This is a genomic window from Geobacillus sp. E263 (assembly GCF_007197795.1).
GTDB lineage: Bacteria > Bacillota > Bacilli > Bacillales > Anoxybacillaceae > Parageobacillus_B > Parageobacillus_B toebii.
Window position 1 is genome coordinate 2088214 of record NZ_CP041632.1, and the last position, 18342, is coordinate 2106555.

General features: G+C 40.6%; 20 protein-coding genes and 1 pseudogene. 3 read left to right on the forward strand and 18 right to left on the reverse strand.

Annotation, left to right across the window (positions count from 1 at the left end; translation table 11 throughout):
- Window positions 1–161 precede the first annotated feature (161 nt).
- Both FNL97_RS10720 and FNL97_RS10725 read right to left on the reverse strand, forming a co-directional pair.
- Complete coding sequence (locus FNL97_RS10720; protein ID WP_143415773.1) at window positions 162–1574, reverse strand: amidase; 1413 nt, start codon at window positions 1572–1574, stop codon at window positions 162–164.
- Window positions 1555–1749, reverse strand: coding sequence for a hypothetical protein (locus FNL97_RS10725; RefSeq protein WP_143415774.1), 195 nt, complete (start codon window positions 1747–1749; stop codon window positions 1555–1557). The genes FNL97_RS10720 and FNL97_RS10725 overlap by 20 nt, the downstream gene beginning before the upstream one ends.
- Window positions 1750–1955: 206 nt before the next feature.
- Here FNL97_RS10725 and FNL97_RS10730 point away from each other — a divergent pair, with 206 nt between their 5' ends.
- The gene (locus tag FNL97_RS10730; protein ID WP_143415775.1) at window positions 1956–3260 is read left to right on the forward strand and encodes an acetamidase/formamidase family protein; all 1305 of its coding nucleotides are present in this window, start codon (window positions 1956–1958) and stop codon (window positions 3258–3260) included.
- Window positions 3261–3422: 162 nt separating this feature from the next.
- Here FNL97_RS10730 and FNL97_RS10735 read toward each other — a convergent pair whose 3' ends face one another.
- Window positions 3423–5543 (reverse strand): SEC-C metal-binding domain-containing protein, encoded by a 2121-nt coding sequence (locus FNL97_RS10735; RefSeq protein ID WP_143415776.1) that lies wholly within the window; start codon window positions 5541–5543, stop codon window positions 3423–3425.
- Between the two features lie 285 nt (window positions 5544–5828).
- Between FNL97_RS10735 and FNL97_RS10740 the strand changes: the two genes are divergently transcribed.
- Window positions 5829–6149 (forward strand): hypothetical protein, encoded by a 321-nt coding sequence (locus tag FNL97_RS10740; RefSeq protein ID WP_062677894.1) that lies wholly within the window; start codon window positions 5829–5831, stop codon window positions 6147–6149.
- A 107-nt stretch (window positions 6150–6256) separates the two neighbouring features.
- Here FNL97_RS10740 and FNL97_RS10745 read toward each other — a convergent pair whose 3' ends face one another.
- The 12 genes and pseudogenes from FNL97_RS10745 to FNL97_RS10800 all read right to left on the reverse strand — a co-directional run bounded on the left by FNL97_RS10745 (window position 6257) and on the right by FNL97_RS10800 (window position 15260).
- Complete coding sequence (locus FNL97_RS10745) at window positions 6257–6859, reverse strand: Uma2 family endonuclease (RefSeq protein ID WP_015863648.1); 603 nt, start codon at window positions 6857–6859, stop codon at window positions 6257–6259.
- 67 nt (window positions 6860–6926) lie between these two features.
- A complete protein-coding gene (locus tag FNL97_RS10750; RefSeq protein ID WP_143415777.1) occupies window positions 6927–7199 on the reverse strand; it encodes a DUF3986 family protein in 273 nt (90 codons plus the stop codon).
- Window positions 7196–7600, reverse strand: a complete 405-nt coding sequence (locus FNL97_RS10755; RefSeq protein WP_205729467.1) for a hypothetical protein — start codon at window positions 7598–7600, stop codon at window positions 7196–7198. The genes FNL97_RS10750 and FNL97_RS10755 overlap by 4 nt, the downstream gene beginning before the upstream one ends.
- A gap of 12 nt (window positions 7601–7612) precedes the next feature.
- On the reverse strand, window positions 7613–7978 hold the full coding sequence (locus FNL97_RS10760; RefSeq protein WP_143415778.1) for a hypothetical protein: 366 nt from the start codon (window positions 7976–7978) through the stop codon (window positions 7613–7615).
- Between the two features lie 18 nt (window positions 7979–7996).
- A complete protein-coding gene (locus FNL97_RS10765; RefSeq protein WP_062755446.1) occupies window positions 7997–8251 on the reverse strand; it encodes a hypothetical protein in 255 nt (84 codons plus the stop codon).
- Between the two features lie 54 nt (window positions 8252–8305).
- On the reverse strand, window positions 8306–8878 hold the full coding sequence (locus tag FNL97_RS10770; RefSeq protein WP_143415779.1) for a hypothetical protein: 573 nt from the start codon (window positions 8876–8878) through the stop codon (window positions 8306–8308).
- Window positions 8865–9599 (reverse strand): hypothetical protein, encoded by a 735-nt coding sequence (locus FNL97_RS10775; RefSeq protein WP_286173355.1) that lies wholly within the window; start codon window positions 9597–9599, stop codon window positions 8865–8867. The genes FNL97_RS10770 and FNL97_RS10775 overlap by 14 nt, the downstream gene beginning before the upstream one ends.
- 222 nt (window positions 9600–9821) lie before the next feature.
- Window positions 9822–10448, reverse strand: a complete 627-nt coding sequence (locus FNL97_RS18155; RefSeq protein WP_233252954.1) for a hypothetical protein — start codon at window positions 10446–10448, stop codon at window positions 9822–9824.
- 50 nt (window positions 10449–10498) lie between these two features.
- A complete protein-coding gene (locus FNL97_RS10785; RefSeq protein ID WP_143416319.1) occupies window positions 10499–11287 on the reverse strand; it encodes an NERD domain-containing protein in 789 nt (262 codons plus the stop codon).
- Between the two features lie 36 nt (window positions 11288–11323).
- Entirely contained in the window at window positions 11324–11839 is a 516-nt protein-coding gene (locus FNL97_RS10790) for a hypothetical protein (RefSeq protein ID WP_143415781.1), read from the reverse strand.
- A 283-nt stretch (window positions 11840–12122) separates the two neighbouring features.
- Window positions 12123–12970: pseudogene (locus FNL97_RS10795) on the reverse strand (Rpn family recombination-promoting nuclease/putative transposase).
- A 157-nt stretch (window positions 12971–13127) separates the two neighbouring features.
- Window positions 13128–15260 (reverse strand): Piwi domain-containing protein, encoded by a 2133-nt coding sequence (locus FNL97_RS10800; protein ID WP_143415782.1) that lies wholly within the window; start codon window positions 15258–15260, stop codon window positions 13128–13130.
- Window positions 15261–15364: 104 nt separating this feature from the next.
- On the opposite strand from FNL97_RS10800, the gene FNL97_RS10805 reads away from it, so the two are divergent.
- The gene (locus FNL97_RS10805; RefSeq protein WP_121678422.1) at window positions 15365–15508 is read left to right on the forward strand and encodes a hypothetical protein; all 144 of its coding nucleotides are present in this window, start codon (window positions 15365–15367) and stop codon (window positions 15506–15508) included.
- Window positions 15509–15833: 325 nt separating this feature from the next.
- Here FNL97_RS10805 and FNL97_RS10810 read toward each other — a convergent pair whose 3' ends face one another.
- The 3 genes from FNL97_RS10810 to FNL97_RS10820 all read right to left on the reverse strand — a co-directional run bounded on the left by FNL97_RS10810 (window position 15834) and on the right by FNL97_RS10820 (window position 18127).
- On the reverse strand, window positions 15834–16016 hold the full coding sequence (locus tag FNL97_RS10810) for a hypothetical protein (RefSeq protein ID WP_143415783.1): 183 nt from the start codon (window positions 16014–16016) through the stop codon (window positions 15834–15836).
- A 453-nt stretch (window positions 16017–16469) separates the two neighbouring features.
- Window positions 16470–16973: a DUF4411 family protein gene (locus tag FNL97_RS10815; protein ID WP_033025174.1), complete on the reverse strand. Its 504-nt coding sequence runs from the start codon at window positions 16971–16973 to the stop codon at window positions 16470–16472.
- Entirely contained in the window at window positions 16970–18127 is a 1158-nt protein-coding gene (locus tag FNL97_RS10820; RefSeq protein ID WP_286173356.1) for an ImmA/IrrE family metallo-endopeptidase, read from the reverse strand. Before FNL97_RS10820 ends, FNL97_RS10815 begins: the two co-directional genes overlap by 4 nt.
- Window positions 18128–18342: the final 215 nt, after the last annotated feature.

Consider the following 18342-nt stretch of genomic DNA (forward strand, 5'->3'; position numbering starts at 1 on the left):
TTTTCCATGTTCTTGTCTTAACGATAACAAAATTATTCCTGCTGGTCAAAATATTTTTGTTGTCCAAGTCGTGTTGCATTACCCCTGCTTCACGTTATTCGGGGATATCCATCCATATATAAAAACCTCCCCTCTCCCATCGGAAAGGGAAGGCCGTTTTCTTACTGTTTAAGAGCAATCGGGTTTTGTTTTAACTCTGGATGCAACTTTTCAAACACGTCGGCAATGTTTAATATTTTTCCTTCTTGGAAGGCCGGACCGACTATTTGCATGCCGATAGGAAGACCTTGCGCAAAACCGCACGGTACCGTTACAGCTGGCAAGCCCGTCAAATTGAACGGACCAGTAAAACGAATAATATGATCAAGAAAATTCACTTCTTTTCCATTTAATAGTACCGTATCTTGGCCGATTTTCGGAGGCAGCAACGGAAGCGTCGAGGTAATGATGACGTCTACCTTATTGAATATCTCCATAAATTCGCGATCCAACTGCAAACGAATTTGCTGCGCCTGCAAGTAGTCCACGGCGGATGGTATTTCTCCAAGCTTCAATAGAAAACGGACATCGTCACCAAAATCCTCTTCTCTTTCTACTAAATTATGATGATGAATGGCGCTAGCTTCCGAGATAATCGTAATCATTTCCGCGTATTGCGCATATTGCAATGTCGGAATTCGTACTGTTTCGACGATGGCGCCTTCACGCTCCAGCGATGAAATGGCATTCTTCACCGCTTTTTCCACTTCTGCATCCACATTGTCAAAGAAATATGGTTCTATACCGATTTTTACACCTTTGACGGACTCCGTTAATTGCGTGGAATATCTAGCTGTAGGGGCATCGATAGAGGTCGGGTCTTTGGGGTCATAGCCTGCAATCGCTTCTAAAACATAAGCAGCATCTTCCACCGTTTTCGTCATCGGACCGATATGATCCAACGACCACGCTAGCGGAAAGCAACCGTATTTGCTCACTAATCCATGGGTAGGTTTTAAGCCGACAATACCGCAAAAGGAGGAAGGAATTCTTATCGATCCGCCCGTATCCGTCCCTAAAGAGGCAATCGTCATATGAGCGGCTGTCGCAACTCCTGATCCTCCGCTCGATCCTCCCGAAATTCGCTCGGTATCCCAAGGATTGCGAACAGGGCCAAAATGAGGATTATTATTCGTCGCTCCCCAAGCATATTCATGCAAATTGAGCTTCCCAGGAAAAACCGCTCCCGCTTCGGAAAGTTTCTCCACCACAGTCGCATGATAGCTAGGTTGAAAATTCCGATGTATTTTTGATCCCATCGTTGCGGTTTCATTGGCGATATAAATATTATCCTTAATCGCCACCGGAATGCCGTGCAGCGGACCACGATAATTTCCCGATAATATTTCCGCTTCCGCCGTCTCCGCCTGTCTGTGCGCTTTATCCGCGGTTACCTCAATATAAGCATTTAACTCACCGTTTAACTTTTCGATTTGTTCGAGTACATCACGGACGATCTCAACTGGGGAAATTTGCTTGCTTTTTACAAGCGGCGCAAGTTCGGAAATCGTTTTCTCATTGAACCGTTTTCCCACAATACACACCTCCTGGATGATGAGTGATGCCAATATCGGCATCGTTTAATTTCAATGTTTCGATTCCATTTTTCAATTGTTGAATCGCCTTCCATTGCTGTTCTAACAGCTCTAGTTCCTCTTCAGATACTTTAATTCCTTTTTCTTCTAACACCTTTTCTATACTGCTTCTCATTCATTTTCCTCCCTTCTAAAATCGAATTATACAATATTATACATAAAATTAGTAATATTCATAATATTATATTTTTTGTGATAATCTCTGATTAGCCAATCTATTAAGTTATTTTTAGAATTATCAAGCTGTTTGTTTGAAATCGTTTTCTATCATCTCTTATAATTTGCATAGAAAATATTTTATCATGAAGGGAATGGGAAGCGATGGAAGCAAAACAAACCGTATTTGTCAACGAGTTCACGAACGGAATTTTAGATCCTAACGGTGAAATGCTAGGTCCTGTGCAAGATGGCGGATATATTGTGGCTAATACGGCCCCTGGCTGCTGGGGACCGATGATCACCCCTTGTATTCGCGGCGGCCACGAAGTCACGAAACCTGTTTTCGTAGAAGGCGCAGAAGTGGGAGACGCGATCGCGATCAAAATTAAATCGATCCGCGTCACTTCCATTGCTACGTCCTCCGGAAATGATAAGCCGATGGAAGGAAGATTTGTAGGAGACCCATTTGTCGCCGTGAAATGTCCTGAATGCGGAACGATGTATCCAGAGACAAAAATAGAAGGAATAGGCCAAGAAGCAATTCGTTGCGCCAATTGCGGCGCGGACGTCACTCCATTTGTGTTTACAAACGGCTATACGATGGCGTTTGATTCCAATAAAAAAGTCGGCATCACGCTGCATAAAGAAGCGGCAGAACATATCGCCCAACAAGGGCGCTATTACATGGCGACCCCTGACAACTCGGTGCAAAACCCGATCGTCACTTTTGCACCTCACGATTTAGTAGGAACAGTCGCTAGACTTCGACCTTTCCTTGGACAACTTGGCACAACGCCGGCACGCCCATTTCCAGACTCGCACAACGCGGGGGACTTCGGGCAGTTTCTCGTTGATGCCCCGCATGAATACGGGATCACCAAAGAGCAGCTCGAAGACCGCACAGACGGACATATGGATATTAATCGCGTGCGGGAAGGTGCCGTCTTAATCTGCCCTGTGAAAGTGCCGGGCGGCGGCGTTTATCTCGGTGACATGCACGCCATGCAAGGAGATGGGGAAATCGCGGGACATACAACAGATGTAGCTGGTATCGTCACGCTTCAAGTAAAAGTGATTAAAGGTTTAACGATTGAAGGTCCGATCCTTCTCCCTGTCGAAGAAGACCTTCCATATCTAGCAAAGCCAATAACGAAAAAAGAAAAAGAAATTGCGCTTGACCTTGCAGAGCAATGGGGCGTGAAAAAGCTAGAAGAATCCCTTCCGATTTCCTTTATCGGAACAGGCGCAAACTTGAACGAAGCAACGGAAAACGGATTACAAAGAGCGGCGAATGTGTTAGGCATTTCCGTCCCTGAAGTGATGAACCGCGCAACGATCACCGGCGCGATCGAAATCGGCAGACACCCAGGAGTCGTCACCGTCACATTCCTATGTCCTGTCCGTTATTTAGACAATATTGGCCTTACGACATTAATCCGAGATCAATATCGCGATAGTTTGGAATAACAATTTAAAACACGCACCCCCTATCAATCTCACATAAAAAGAGAGCCGCTCCATTCCAATTGCATCGACGGCTCTCTATTGATTGGAAAAAGACGGACAGTGCCTATCACTGTCCGTCAACCAACTAAGCAATCTTTTCTATTCTTGAAGCAAACTCCATTTTCAACTCAAATACTGCCCCGCCTCTTTTGGGAACACCCGTGACACATAGATGAATTTCCAACGGCCAGAGTTTGCCGTTTTGACAATGTTTCCGCGAATGATCATCCCTATTTTCGCATAAGAACGAACAAATGAAGTGACGGATATCGTATATTGCTTTCCGCTTTCTGTATGTTTACATTTCATCGTCGCAGCGGAAATATCGATGATTTGAAACAGGCCGCTTACTTGATAGTTCGCTAGTGTGTTTTCAACTACATCTCTTTCTATTTCCTGTAACCAATAATGGTATTTTCTCGTTGTATACGGAACATATAAATCAAGCAAACGAATCGCGTCATATATCTCTTCTTCCACCGTCTGGATGATGGATCGAACCGTTTTATCATGATTCGTTCCATATCGCGCGTCAATCCACTTTGCCAACGCTTTTACCGTGCTGAAAAACGACTTCGCTTGATTGATGCTCGCATCACCGTTCATTTCTAAATAATGATAAACGATGCATTGCTGCCAATGGTCTTTTGTGATGCTTGTCCAAGACGAAAGACGAGACTGTAACAAATATTGGGCGATAATGGATAGCCCTGTCCGATATTTCGATACCGTTGCTTCTGATTTTCCTCTCGTTTTTTCGATAAAAAACTCCGCTATATCTTTACCAAAGAAAGAATCCATCCATTCAAGCGGCATGTCATATTGCTCGTATTGTTCCATTTCGTCTGTTCGCTGCTTCTCCAGCAATCGCGTTTGTCGTTTTTTCCCTAACGTGACAAATGGAGATAAAGGAAGACCAAACTTCCGGCGAATCGTATTAAAATCAACCGTAACCGGACATTCCAGCCGCTCGGCGTTCATAAAACTAATATACTCGCGTTCTTGCAGCCATCGCTCGACTTCTTCTTTTTTCCCTTGTTCTACCATTTGCATCACGGTTTTCCCGTCCCATTCCTCTTGCGGAGTGTGCAATGACTGATAAATATCTAGCGTCTGATTCGCCAGTGCGCCAAAATAAAGCGGTACATTTTCTCCTAACTGCATCGCATAAGAGCGAAATTCGACGTTTTTCGGCGCGTCCAATTTGCGTACCGTTTTTTTGATAAAACGGGCAACAGATCCCGCTTTCTCCATCACTTTTATAAACGATTCCACCGCATCTGGCAAAAAAGTCACAAACTTTAGGTGGTGTTTATTGATTTCTATAAATCCTAACACTTCGCGCATATACACCGGACTTGAAGCTAGATTGTCCTCATATATATACTGTTTGCCGGCAAAACTTAACTTTGTTATTTTTCCTTTCTGTTCATCCACGATAACGACGTCTTGTTTTTCTAAAGAATGAACCAGCTTTTTTCCATCATCCACTTCATAATGCAATGTCACTTCATCAATTTTTGTCATTTCGCGATGCCGAAAATCATACGGATCCATTAATTCATTCACAATTTCTAAAAAGCAGGTCATCGCGATTTGTTCATACGATTGTTTCGTTTCTGACATCAACTGGTTGATCTTTGCATATGCGCGTTTGATTCCCCGCGGTCCTTCAAAAATCGCCGCTCCATGAACATAATAGCCTTCGCCGAACGGCTCAAGCAGACAAAACGTTCCTCCCCACGGAATAGGCTTACTCATCGTTTCACAAAACGGCATATGAAACCGTTCGTGCGTAAACGCATCTTCCACCGTTATTCCATTGTCATCCATATCTACAATTTGAATAAGGCGTGGGACAAGTGATACCCATGTTTCAAGCAATCGCGCTTTCTCCGCCTTTAAACCAGTTTTTTTCTCTTGATAAAACCATTCGACTCCGCGCAATCCGTTGTCAAATCGATGGAAAAATAAATACCAAAGCCAAAACAAAGGTCCGAGCGCGTCTCCATTTTTTATGGGGGTTATTTTTTGATCAAACACTGTTTCCGCGCGCAGTTTTTCCGAAAAAGGCAACGACCGCTCTAAAAATTGGTAAATTTCTTCCGATAACTCATTTTTTAATTGAAAAAAGCGCTCCTCCCTCACTTTTCGGATTTCTACAACAGCATCCTTTTTCATACAACACTTTTTATACTTTTTCCCGCTTCCACAAGGGCAAGGATCGTTTCTTCCAACTTTCATTTCTTTTCTCCTTATCATCATTTTTAAAAAATAAGAAGCATCCATTAAATAAGCAATAATCATATTATAACTGTTGAGACGTGTCTTTTAGACAAATAAAAAAATTTGATCTTTTCTTCTCCATAAAAGCAGACGCTCAAGAACATCATATCCAATGTCTTTTTTGCTGTCTACTTATAGGGGATAGTAACAAAAAGACAGATGCATTAGGCTTCTGCCCTACACCTTTTTGTCTTTTCTTGTCTATATGATCGAGTTATACTGTTTAGTGAGGAGGTGAATGACGTGGAACAACAAACGATGTTAAAAGAAATTTTAAAGGCGCTCGATCTGCATGCATCTGACTTTCGCTCGCAAATCGCTGCATTAGACAAAAAAGTCGAAGCATTAGACAAAAAAATCGAAGCAATAGATAAAAAAGTCGAAGCAATGAATGATGAATTTAAAAGCAAGTTTGCGGAAATGAACGAACGATTTAATCGATTAGAAACAAAAATCGACAACTTGCGCATCGAACTTATCGAAACACAAGAAACCGTCGATTTCCACTCAGCCAAAATTGCCCAACATGACCGAAAAATCCGCAAGCTCTCCCAGCAACAATAGCCTCTCCATCCGTAACGTTTCTCTCCACGATGAACTTGCCCCCATCGCCAAATAGATGGGGGGTTGTTTTCACAGCCATTCTAAACATGTGCGCATATATGTGTTTATTATAACCGTTGAAACACATCTTTTAGGCAAATCTTTAAGTCTGGATGCAGAAAAGAAACTAGCACATCTTGTTCTCCAAATACTTCCCTTTTTTCATATACTCCGTTATGCCATCCGTACACCTCGATAGTTCGATGCAGCGGGTCAACCATCCAGTATTCTTTTACTTCAAACCGTTGATATAATTTGTATTTTTCATTTCGGTCTTTTAACGCCGTACTCGGAGACAACACCTCTACGATTAAGTCAGGTGCGCCTACGCATCCCTTTTCTGTGATTTTCTCTCGATCACAAATAACGGAAATATCGGGCTGCACCACATTTTTCACAGATTTGTCATCAAGATTTGAAGCGAATATGACATCAAACGGTGCCATGACCACTATGCATCCTTGTTGTTGAAAATAATCCCGCAACGCCGCATAAAGCTCACCGATGATATATTGATGGGTAAACGAAGGAGAAGGAGCCATACTATATGGCACGCCGTCAATCAATTCCCATTGTCCGTCCCATTTCAGATAATCTTCATACGTGTAGTTGTGATTTGGAAACTCTGGAGTTTTCACCGCGCCTTCACTCCATTTGCTTTTTGTTTCCATTATATCATGGTGCCAAATATTATTCTTTGGCCGTGGATTGAAGCCGTGTTAGCGAATTTGTTCCTTGTTATATTACGTTATTTGTTTTTAACCACTCTTCCAATAGCTTGCTTCCGACTTCATAAGATAAATCATCTGCATCAATAGTAAAAATCTTGTAACCATATTTTTCATGGTAATCATATTGATCTAATATTTTTTGAACTAATGTAGTATCTTGTTCATGATCTAAAAAAACCACCCACTTATTTTCGTTCTGAATTTTATATGCAACTGCTTCTAAGTCAACATTGTTCTCATAATATCCTAAATGAAGATGCTGATTGGGATCAAATTTCACGTTGATCCACTCCCGTCTCTTAATGCACCAACCAAATTTTTCAATTCTGCATCCCTAAACTCCTTGATCATGTCCAAATAATCGTTAATATTTTCAACCGTTGCATCCCTTCCTTCGAATTCCAAAATAAAAGCCGCTATATAGCGCCAAACATTAGGGCCTGTCCATGATGATAACGATATATTGTACAAATCTTCCCAAACATGCCGAAAATCCATTTGAAGATGAAACTTTGAGCGAATCTCTAAACTTTGTTCAAGCGTTTTCGTACGGTGTCTCCATATTTCTGCCCCACCTTCTTCAACTCCAAGAAACCAAATCGGGGCATTGACATTTCCATAGCCAATCCAATTATACAAACATGAACGAACCAGTCTTTCAAAAGAAGTCGAAGTTTCCATCCCTATTTCTTGCTACTTCATTTTGTTACTATCATGGTTCAAATTTGCGCCAGTTTGTATCATTTCAGCACTTTTCCCTGACATAGACATCATGGCAATCTCAATAACTTCCCTTAACTGTTCTTCAGAGAAATGGGCAATTCTTATCCATCCTCGTGGATCAACGTTATATCCTTTTTTCTTTATGATTTCACTATCCATATACTTGCCATTTACATATCCATTTCCACTAAGGGATAACTCCCTAGTTAATACTTTCCCTCTTTGCCGGCTTTCTGGATAAACATAATTTACTCGATCGTAACTTATAGGCTTTTCTTGTAGCTGCTTATATGACCGAAAAATCGCTTTCTTATGCTCAAAGCTCAGCATGTTCATTCCTCTCCCCCTATATCTTTAATACGATGCTCTTTGCGATTCACGGTAAAAAACAGGGCTCGCCACATCTTCGCCGAAAGCAATGTGAAATGGTAATGATGCTCTACCGGCTTGTTTTAAAACTCCCAAATAACCAAATCCTTTCGTACCAGGCAGTTTTCTGCAATAAAAATCTTTACCGTTTTCTCTTTCCCCGTTTCTCCATTTCTCTAGCTCCTGCGCTTGGAATCTTGCCACCCGAACAGGAATTTTTCTATTTTGATCCCCATGCACTGCCTCTCCCTGAGTCCATAAATTGCTTTCGTTTCCCCAATTCGAGTTTATCCGTCACAAACACTTCAACTCACGAAATACCATATCCCTAATGTTCGTTGATGTAATGGATAATAAGTCAATTTCCTTCCAAATAACCTCTTGAATTTTACCGAATTTTTCCGAAGTTTTTTCGTCATTCGGAACGGTTCTAAACACTCCATTTTCAAGTTCATGGTCAGTAAAATTATCGCCATCATATAAAGGCCAGTAGAAAAACCAATGCTCAGAAACGCTCGGCGGTTTATCCCAATGTTCAAGGGTTGAATACACGTATTTACACAACGTCATCCTTGGTTCTTCTTCAAATGAAATTTCAACCGCATATATTGGGTCATTTTTCAACCCATTCCCTGACCGGCAAGGAGTGGCAAAATCTCTCTGATATAGCTTGATAAAAGATTGAATGAACCAGCCTTGATACTCTCGGTCAGATTTCCAACGCAAAAATTGCGGGATCACCGGAACAAATCCACATTCGACCGATTGGCGATCCAATTCCGCCAACAGTTTATCGACACTCTCGTACGTTTTTCGCACAACCTCAAAAGCATTTTTTATGTTCTCTCGTATACTAACGGAATTCATAATACCACTCCTTTTCAATACGATTGGCACTTAAATGAAAAAATTGTTCATCTGTATAAAAATGAAAGTAGGAGCAGTGGTCAACTAAAGGACAAGCAAGGCTTTGAAAGTTTTGAAAACGATCAAATCCCTTTTTTCTCAATAAAGCAGTCAAATCTTTCAGCATTAACCTTTCAAACTCATTCAATGTTTCATTTTTTTGCACGTACACCAATTGATGGAACACTTCTTGCCACGATAAATATCCGAAATGAACACCGCTTGGCAGTTTTCTGTCTTCCATCACCTTTTTAGCCATCATATTCACTTCTGGTTCCGTTCCTAATAAGAGCAAAAACTTTGGCGTCTGTCCTTTACCCTTTAATAAATCACTTGCTTCTCGCTCCAATTGATCGTCTGATGATAAAGAACTATGGTATTTCACTTCGATTCCTATGATCAAATGATCCAATTCCAGCAAAACATCGATTTCACTTCTTTCTCCCTTGACCCAAAACTTAACCTTATCCCCTATAAATTCGTCTTTTTGCATCTCCAAACCATTTATGAACACCGTTTGATCAGTTTGAGAAAAAAATACGGCCTTGCTGAAAATCGGCTGAATCCCTTTGTGAAAAGGGAGATAACGCGACGTGCCAAATACGTTTGCTGTCAACTGATCCTCAAGCCGCTCGCTTAAATTCGAACCGTCCGATGATATTTTTCCATGTATTTCCGCCAACAAACTTTCTCCCCCCCTGTCTGTGCCCATACATCCGACAAGTGACAGGATCCGCATGCAACGAAGCTTCTCCTGTCGCGCTCTAATTTTTTTTAATTGCTTCTCATAACACTTCTTCATCACAACAGATAAATCCGGGTTAATCAAGTCTTGCTCGAGACGTTTTTGTTCCTGACACAGCTTTTCTTCGACAGGTGACAACAGACACTAAAACTATTTCTCTCAACTATATACGTCCCCAACATGAACAGCTACATATCGGAACTCGCCATGTTTGTCTTGGTTGATGGTAGAATAATGATGCCATTTCAATTGATATCTCCCTTTAATAAAGATCGGCGCATCACGGTTTTCTTTCGTCCCTGCTGATGCACGTTCCTGCCATTTTAACTCCCCGGTGATGATCCGGTTTTCATGAATGCGAAACTCGCAGTCCACCGTATTTGGTCGCATCGGCTCGGTCCAATACAAATGGTCATTCGTTAGCAGCACAACGATCCCGTATACATTCCTTCTCCCCATTGTTATTCGTTCTAACTTTTCCACTTGCGCCAAAAAATCATAACGACCCTGATCCTGAGCACCGTGGTGCTTCAATTCAATCGTTTGCCCGTTTTGCTTTATCGTGACCCGAGCGAGCTTGTTCATTAAACAAATCGCGTATTGGCGCCCACTTTCCGGTTCTTCCACCCACAAATCGATCAGATAATCATGAAAGCGTTTGTTCTCCTCGACGCGGAATTTTTCTTGAAGCTGAAATTTTAATGACTGTTTAAACGCTTCTTTTGAAGCAAAAAATCGATACTTTTGCGATAGGCGTTCCAATTCCTCGTGAATAGAAAACATCATTTTCCTCCTTCCCTTATCTATAGTTGCTACCCGATCGCCATGTTGCAAGTTCAGCCAATCGACTGCGTAAACTTGCATTTCGGATAATTATTGCAACCTTTAAATGTTCCGTATTTCCCTTTCCGAACGATTAGAACACCGCCACATTTTGGACAACGGTTTTGCTGTATATGTTGTTCCGTCTGCTTTTGCTTCGTTTGAATCGTTTGCACGTGCCGCTTTTTCATTTCTTTTTCTTGTGTCTTATCTTTGGCAAGCACTGTTTCTAATTTTTGAGCTAAACGTTGCTTTGTTTCCCTATCGATCACTTTTGTTTGGTGTTGCTCGAGCACTTGTTTCAATTGTTTCGGATAAACCACATAATCATGGGCAAAATGAGCATTTGATTTAAACTTTGCCCGCGGCAAAAACACGACAACCGAGTGCATCGGAATATGCGCAAACTCCTCCCCAAGCCAGTCTCTTAACGCCTTGATATGCCCTTTGTTCTGCAAAATAGGATTAAGAAATTTTTCTTTTCGTTTATAAATGACTTGCGTCCAATATTTTGACGTTTCATCTCCGAAAATCCAGCCGCTGTAATTTTTCGTTTCGATGACAAACAGTCCTTGATCGGAAAGGATAACATGATCAATTTGCGAAGTTGAACCGTCTTGTTTTGGAATATACAGGTTATGAAAAGCTTTGTATTTTCCGGATGATGTTGCTTCTATATTTTTAATTGCTTTACGGACTTTATATTCTCCATACGATCCAATCCATTCCGCTTCTTTTGACTTGATCCATCTTGCCAGCAAAACAAGCAAGAGCAAAAGAAGCAATGTATAGAAAAGACCCATATTCACAATTCCCCTCCCCGCCCCCAAATGTTATTGTTACAAACTGCTCAATCGACTTCTTTCAATTCTTATCGTATTGTCTTTTCCGTCTAGCATATCGGCACGCTTGCTGCCGTAAATGCGAAGCCACGGGGAACTTTTGACCGCTTTCACTGACAGCCGTGCTGTTCCACGAATCTGTTCTTTTTCGATATCCACGCACTCGAGAAATTCGTCCCAGTAGACGATGGCAATGACTTGATTGTAGTCGCTTAATTGCTTCTGGCTACAAATAAAGGCAAAGATTAATGTTTTTTCTTTATTTCCTTGATGAATCTTGGCAATTTCCTCGATCTCATTGTCGCTAAATGAAAAAGACCAGGTAAAATCTTTGGAGCCTGATGGAGTGGTATTGTACTTCGTATAAATGATATAACTCGCTTTATTCGTCGTGACTTCGTATATTTGCCGATTGTCGTTTTCTTTTTCAAACAAAGCCGGTGCAAGTCCCCCGTTGACCAACGCAGAAAGCAACGCTCCGTAATAGTAGTCAGCTTTGCAAATCGTTGTCATTGTATTCCCCTTCCTTATTCCTAAATCCAAAAAAGCTCATTTAACTCGATTGTACTAATATTTGCAGAAAAATGCTGTCGAATATTGTCAAATTATTTACAAATTTCCTATACGTAATCAACTAATATGCCGACTGAAAAATCGGGCGATCACAACAAAAAACTACCCCATCAGCTTAGGGTAGCTTTCCTCTTTAGCGGGTAACAGCAGGTACCAGGCCAATACAAGAATAAAACCATTAAAAAACGCTGTGCCATCTTTTTATTTAAACAAGCGGTCGTGGTCAATCGTTAACCCTTTTATGAACTTCTTCTTCCGTTAGGTCAAATATATGTGCAATATCGGCAATGCTCATTCCTTTTGCAATCATTTTTCGCATCATTTCTCGCTCTTTTTGCTTAGCTCCTTCACGTTTTCCTTTTTGTTCATACGAAATCAACAATTCCAACACTTGCTCTTTTTCTTTCGTTTCCATTTGATTCACCTCGTTTCGTAATTGTTGTTCTTCTTCATCCGACAATTTCACATATGTTTCAAAAAAGCCATTAACAGCCGCTGCTTTGCTTCATCCAGCTCTAAACGAACTAACATGCGTAAAAACTGTTTTTTCAATTCGATTCGTTCACTTTCAGTATAACCCATTTTGCTTAACAGCGCAGCGGCGATCGGGTTGTCAATGCGAATGTAGTTGCGCCAATTTTGTTTGCGTAGTTCGACGGTGAAAAAGCGGAAGTGAAGGATGTTGCCAAACGGAAGTGGAAGCGTAAACGAAGAGGGTTCGTCGCGGATTGTATCGTAGCTGAAAACGGCAATCGGAACGACATTCGTGCGGTATTTCTCAAACAAGCGGCTGAAGTAAATGAACATCCGTTCCGGAAACGACGATTGCACGTAGCTTTGATTTTCAATATGGACGATGATCAACCCATCTTCCCCTTTTAATTTCGTTTCGACTAACAAATCGACGCGATACTTCTCCCCTGCCGTTACATCGGTGAACAGTTCTTCGGATAAAAAAGACAAATGCTGAAAATCAATATACTCGTACATTTCAGGGAAAAAGAGAAGGATAAACTCTTCAAAAAATGTTTGGATCAACTCCTTAAATAAGCGGTCATGGTCAACAACCATACATTCACCTCACATGTGAAAATTCACATACGTTATTCGACAACATGTGCGAAATTCCTACATGGGATAAAACAAAAACAGAGAGCCAAGCAATGACTCTCTGCTTCTACAAATCCCAGTAATCCTTAGAGAGTGGCGGGCAAGCAACCCTTTCATATCACACAAACGGCAATGCCCTTTCATGCTGTGAACGAGGGTGAATCAACCCGCGGTTATGGAAAGTAGAACTCAAATCGGCGTAATGGATCGTAATCGGCAAGCGTGTCTTCAGCATGGAATGAATATGCATAAACGATAGCTTATATACATCAGAAACAATCTCATGAACAGACAGACCATTCGTTTTTTGCACAATTTTTACAAGTTGTGCCATACCTACAGACTCTCTCGGATCTGTCGCACATAAATACGCCGTGTTTCCTTTTGAATAGTATATTCCTTGCTTCGTCACCCATTTTTGATTTGAATAAATAGCCATTCTTCTTCGCGGTTTTTTTATGATTTCTACAAAATCAAAAGGAATTTGAAATGATCGCAAATAAGCTTGCAAAAAATCTAGATCCTCCCGACAAATACCATCGCGGTGAAAAGTAATATGCCGTGGCTTTGCTCCATAGGTTTGTTCATAGCTGTATATGCTTTCATTCACAATCTCTTCCATTGTGGAATTAGCGATTATTTCCCCTGATTCCGCCTTGGCAACTGATTTTTGTTTAATGATTTTTCCATCGCGTCCAATCACCTGAATGATCCCAGAGGCGTGCTTTCCGTACTCATGGCTGACATCCAAGCCAATGAAGCAATCTGAATGCATCGGGCTGGCCAAGATCCAAGGCTGAACTCCTGCCTTGGCATAAATCCCCAGCAAAATATTATAGTAGTGAAAGATATTATTTTCCGTAACTAAAGAAGAAGTGAACCCAACAAATTGCGTCATCAAGTCTTCTTTTCCGCCAAATTCTTTTTTAATCGTAACGTAGGCGCGATCAATATTTTCTTCTGTTCCAATGACCACTACTACTGTTCCGCGGAACTGGTCAGTAATGGATTTCAAATGATACGACAGGTTATCTTGCTTAAAAAAGTCTTTTGGCAATTGACCGTATAGTTGGCGAGGCTGATCGGAAATATTAAGCTTTACACCAAGCGCTTCAGACATTGATTCTAGCTTTTTTACAAAACATCCTACTTCTTTTCGCTTTTGTGGGTCATAGTTCAGCTCTGGATCGACGAAAAAACTGACGGCTACACTGCTCGGTTCATACACTCCCGACTGCTTAAGCCCTCTATAAATCTCATTTGTTTTATATCCTTGTCCAAACTCCATTATCGGGGAATCCAACTCATTAACATCATAGCCTAGGTTAACCGCCCGCACATTTTCTTTTTGGAACGTCAACACTTGTTGTTGCCTAAGCAAGCGGAACGTTTCTGTATAAAGCTTAAACATTTTTTCATTTGGTGACAGCTTAATCAGGCGATTCACTTCCTTCGTCATCGATGGCAGCAATTGCTCATATGAACAAGTTAATTTTAGCAAATGGGGCAAATATGGAAGAAGATGGCCGTCTCTGTTTTTTACATGTACGACCGGTGTTTTTTCATGAACCCCTTTTAGCTTCCACAGTTCATTTTTTTCTAAGTAATAATCAATGACACTTTGTTGTAAAAACGGACTTTTTTGCCCGGCTGTATAGTCAGCCATCCCCACAAAAGTGTAATAGTATGCTCGTCTATTAAATGGATCGACAACCTCCATTCCTTCTTTGAGAAGCGATGGATCATTATTGATCACATCTTGCAATGTTTTTCGATATTCAAAACGGTGCTGATAATCAAAACCGACGAAAATATCTCCATTTTCTTCGACTGAAAAGGAAATATAGATCGCCGGATGAATGCTAATTTCACCGACATGCATCGACTGTTCATTGGCTAAATGGAATAAGTCGTTATCCATCTTATAGCTGCTTTTACAACGATTCTCTAATTCTTTCTTTAATAATCTTTCCAAAATTGTTCTTTCCATAGGCAAAGAACATTGAATGGGCCGATATTCGTGCTGAATATAACGATGATCTCCCCAATGACAAATCTCTTCAAACGACGCTATATACTGTCCGTGCGCCGCCACCGTTATGTACGAATTTAGCTTTCTCAGTTCATAAGCGATCGAATGGGCATAAGAATATTTTTCGTGCGGATTAGATAAAGGAACCGTATAAAGATGAATGGGAATATCCGATGCTTTTTCATTCGCCTTACATTCAGAAAAATAATAGTGGTTCACAATCTCACCGCCTTTCCAAATCGATCCACCGTATATTATATCATCATCTTTCGGAATTATAGTAAGAATAGAACGATTTGAAATAAAAATCTGAATTAAGTATCATGCATGAAGCCAAAAGGAACCCGACAAAACGTGTTATATGCGATTATATAGCCATAATGACTGATTATTATGCTAAGCAACTTTATAATCCGTATTTTAGAGAGTTGAATTTACACATTGAAGCTGTCCCGGAAGGCCGGTAAAACGGCTGTTTGGGACAGCTTCGTTCGATTTTCATCCAAATGGATGATCTAAGATCATGTGCAAATACTGAGGAACCATTGGAACATAACCTGAAGGCTTGCAGCCGATTAAAGTTCTACTTTTGTTCAAGAATGACTTCTTTACATAATATCTTTACCCAAGGATGTGTATAATCAAAAGTATAGATGTTAATGTGATGCAAGCCCATATTAGTCTGTCGGCTGTTGTACACCCTTTCAAATAATACGATCGTAAACCAACTATTCACGTTAATCTCGTCTTTTGACAGTTAGGTAAACTTACTTGGCATACTAAATTCTGCTTTTAGGCAGTCCTTAAAAACAGTGTCAATTCCCTAGTTTTACTCTTACCGTCTTGTATATCCCAATAATAATCTAAGCTGATTGATAAATCTGTTAAATGATTAGCCCATTTAACACCCGTTATTATACTGTCGGTAAAATCAAAAGCGTTCTCAATTTCTTCAATGTTACTTGCAATAATCAATGAAACCTCCCGCTTTCAGAAATAAAAACTTTGTGCATTTGAGAAGTATTCATTCTGAAGATGAATTGGATGATTGATAAGGAAGACCATGGTAGAAGCGCATTCTTAGAAGAAATGATCATGAACCATGTTAATGTAGTCAATTTTTTGTTTTTTAATGCCCTTTTAGCACATTGTGGAGATACCGACCATCAATAAACAAAGCAATTCGTGAATACAAAAAAGATCTTTGTTTAAGTAAAAATAAAAGGAGCGGGCATAATATCTCTCCTCTTGGCTTATCATACATATGAATGACAGTGTTTATTTGTAATTTGAAAAAGGATTCTAAAATAATGTGCTAATTTACACCAATCACTCATGTTTTCTTTTACCCAATTCTTCTTTCAATTCAATAGGCCGTTCACTGCAAATGTTAAAAGACTAGTACTACAGAGAATGACAGACATAGGCTCAAAACTTTATACTTAACCGGCGCAACATGTCAAATGTATCGACATAGGGCACATTGAATGCATGGCAAACATTAGGAATAAAAATTCTGCTTTTGGAATTAGGATGAAATTGTTCATGTGTTACTACAATAAAATTGTATGTCTTTGCAAACGCTATTAACCAACTATCTGCTGCACTAGCAAACTCTCTTTTTGCCGCCTCAAAATATTGTCCCTGCTGAACAGCCCAGGTAATAATTTCTTGATATGTTCTAAGAACTTCAATCTTATCGGTTGGCTCGAACCATTGGGCAAAATAATGATTGGCCCACTCGCTTAATTCATCATTTTTATGAAAGCTATTAATTTCCTGTTTAACACGGTCAATGCTTATGATGTTGCCGTTTTCGGCATGTTGAAGCAGGGCATCCCAAAAGGAAGGAGCGATATCAAAAGAATAATACCTTTTATAGGCTTCAATAAAAATGTTCGTATCAATCACAAATTTATGGCTAGAACTCATACATATCTCCCCGTATCAACATATTCGGCAAACTTAGCAAAAGTGTCACCAGAAAGCCCCGTCAATTGATAGGCTTCACGATAAAGAATCGTTCCTTCCTTTGCCGCCCTTATGACCGCTTCCGCAAAATGACGGCCGATACGCATCGTTTGAGTTGCGTAAAAATTGCCTCCGTTTGTTTTCGTTTGTTCCGTTTGTTGCCGAAGCCGTTTCATATAATCTTCATAAAATGAAAAAAACTCCTCTTTTGTCACAAGGTTTAAGTCTAGAGCTCTACGTGCCGCCACAATTTCACTAACCTTAAAATGGCGAGCCACTTGTTCAAAACGATCTTCCGATTGACCAACCTGTTTCCATATAATAATTAATTCATCTTCAGGGACAAGAAACTCAGCAGCTGCTTTGTTGCACACGTTTTCAATTTCAGCATCAGCAGGCTGAAGACTTTTTAAATCGAATGCGGCACTCGCCCCGTACCAAATATGAGCAAGTTCGTGGACCAATGTAAACATTTGCGCAGCTTTTCCGTCTCTTCCATTTATAAATATTAAAGGGGCATAGTCATCAATAAGAACAAAACCGCGAAATTCCGCAACATCCAGTTTTCGATGTGTATTATTGCCGACTACTCCATTAATGACGACAATAATGCCGATATCTTCAGTTTTTCTAATAAGATTGCGTAAAGCTTCCTGCCAAGTTGATTGTTTTGATGCCCATCCATCTTCCAAACTTAACGTTCTTCGCATATCTTGTGCAACGAGTTTTGGATCCATTGACAAGTTCGCACGCCCCACATAATTTAAAGGCGGATTGCCTAGCTGAATTAAATAATCGCGCATCCACTGTTGCCGTCTTTCCATCGTTTGAACCGTTTCCAAAAGATTGGGACTCGGACGGACAGCCCCTTCATCTCTCACCGTGCGATAATAAGGAATACTCAACTTCTCCTCTGGTGGATTAGGGAGAAAAAAATAACCAAGAGGTACAGCTGTCATTTTTGCAAGTTTTTCTAACTGCTTAAGCGTCGGCTGGCTTTCTTGATTGATCCATTTATCAATATTAGGAAACTGATCCTTCAGTCGATCAAAATTATCCATGCGTTTGATCACCCATTGTAGAACATTGGGTTTAACCTCAACCTTAACCATCATATTGCCCCTCCTCTTTGACTATAGTATGCCACAAATGCTGGAAAGGAAAAAGAGAGGAGAGAGAGCATTCAATAAAAAAAGCTGGCCACAAAAGGTCGTTTTACCACCTTTTGGGACAGCCTCCTGTAATGCATCATTAACGGCTAACCGCCTGCAGCATAAACGCCTCCACATCATTCTCCGGACCGACAAATTTAATATTCGTGCCGATTGCT

What these genes read in the sequence shown, in the direction of transcription:
- FNL97_RS10725 (WP_143415774.1), bottom strand. Translation starts at nt 1,749, where the DNA reads ATGAGAAGCAGTATAGAAAAGGTGTTAGAAGAAAAAGGAATTAAAGTA.
- FNL97_RS10790 (WP_143415781.1), bottom strand. Translation starts at nt 11,839, where the DNA reads ATGACAACGATTTGCAAAGCTGACTACTATTACGGAGCGTTGCTTTCT.
- FNL97_RS10760 (WP_143415778.1), bottom strand. Translation starts at nt 7,978, where the DNA reads ATGAACATGCTGAGCTTTGAGCATAAGAAAGCGATTTTTCGGTCATAT.
- FNL97_RS10770 (WP_143415779.1), bottom strand. Translation starts at nt 8,878, where the DNA reads ATGAATTCCGTTAGTATACGAGAGAACATAAAAAATGCTTTTGAGGTT.
- FNL97_RS10755 (WP_205729467.1), bottom strand. Translation starts at nt 7,600, where the DNA reads ATGGAAACTTCGACTTCTTTTGAAAGACTGGTTCGTTCATGTTTGTAT.
- FNL97_RS10745 (WP_015863648.1), bottom strand. Translation starts at nt 6,859, where the DNA reads ATGGAAACAAAAAGCAAATGGAGTGAAGGCGCGGTGAAAACTCCAGAG.
- FNL97_RS10820 (WP_286173356.1), bottom strand. Translation starts at nt 18,127, where the DNA reads ATGATGGTTAAGGTTGAGGTTAAACCCAATGTTCTACAATGGGTGATC.
- FNL97_RS10815 (WP_033025174.1), bottom strand. Translation starts at nt 16,973, where the DNA reads ATGAGTTCTAGCCATAAATTTGTGATTGATACGAACATTTTTATTGAA.
- FNL97_RS10785 (WP_143416319.1), bottom strand. Translation starts at nt 11,287, where the DNA reads ATGGGTCTTTTCTATACATTGCTTCTTTTGCTCTTGCTTGTTTTGCTG.
- FNL97_RS10735 (WP_143415776.1), bottom strand. Translation starts at nt 5,543, where the DNA reads ATGAAAGTTGGAAGAAACGATCCTTGCCCTTGTGGAAGCGGGAAAAAG.
- FNL97_RS10805 (WP_121678422.1), top strand. Translation starts at nt 15,365, where the DNA reads ATGCATGAAGCCAAAAGGAACCCGACAAAACGTGTTATATGCGATTAT.
- FNL97_RS10730 (WP_143415775.1), top strand. Translation starts at nt 1,956, where the DNA reads ATGGAAGCAAAACAAACCGTATTTGTCAACGAGTTCACGAACGGAATT.
- FNL97_RS18155 (WP_233252954.1), bottom strand. Translation starts at nt 10,448, where the DNA reads ATGATGTTTTCTATTCACGAGGAATTGGAACGCCTATCGCAAAAGTAT.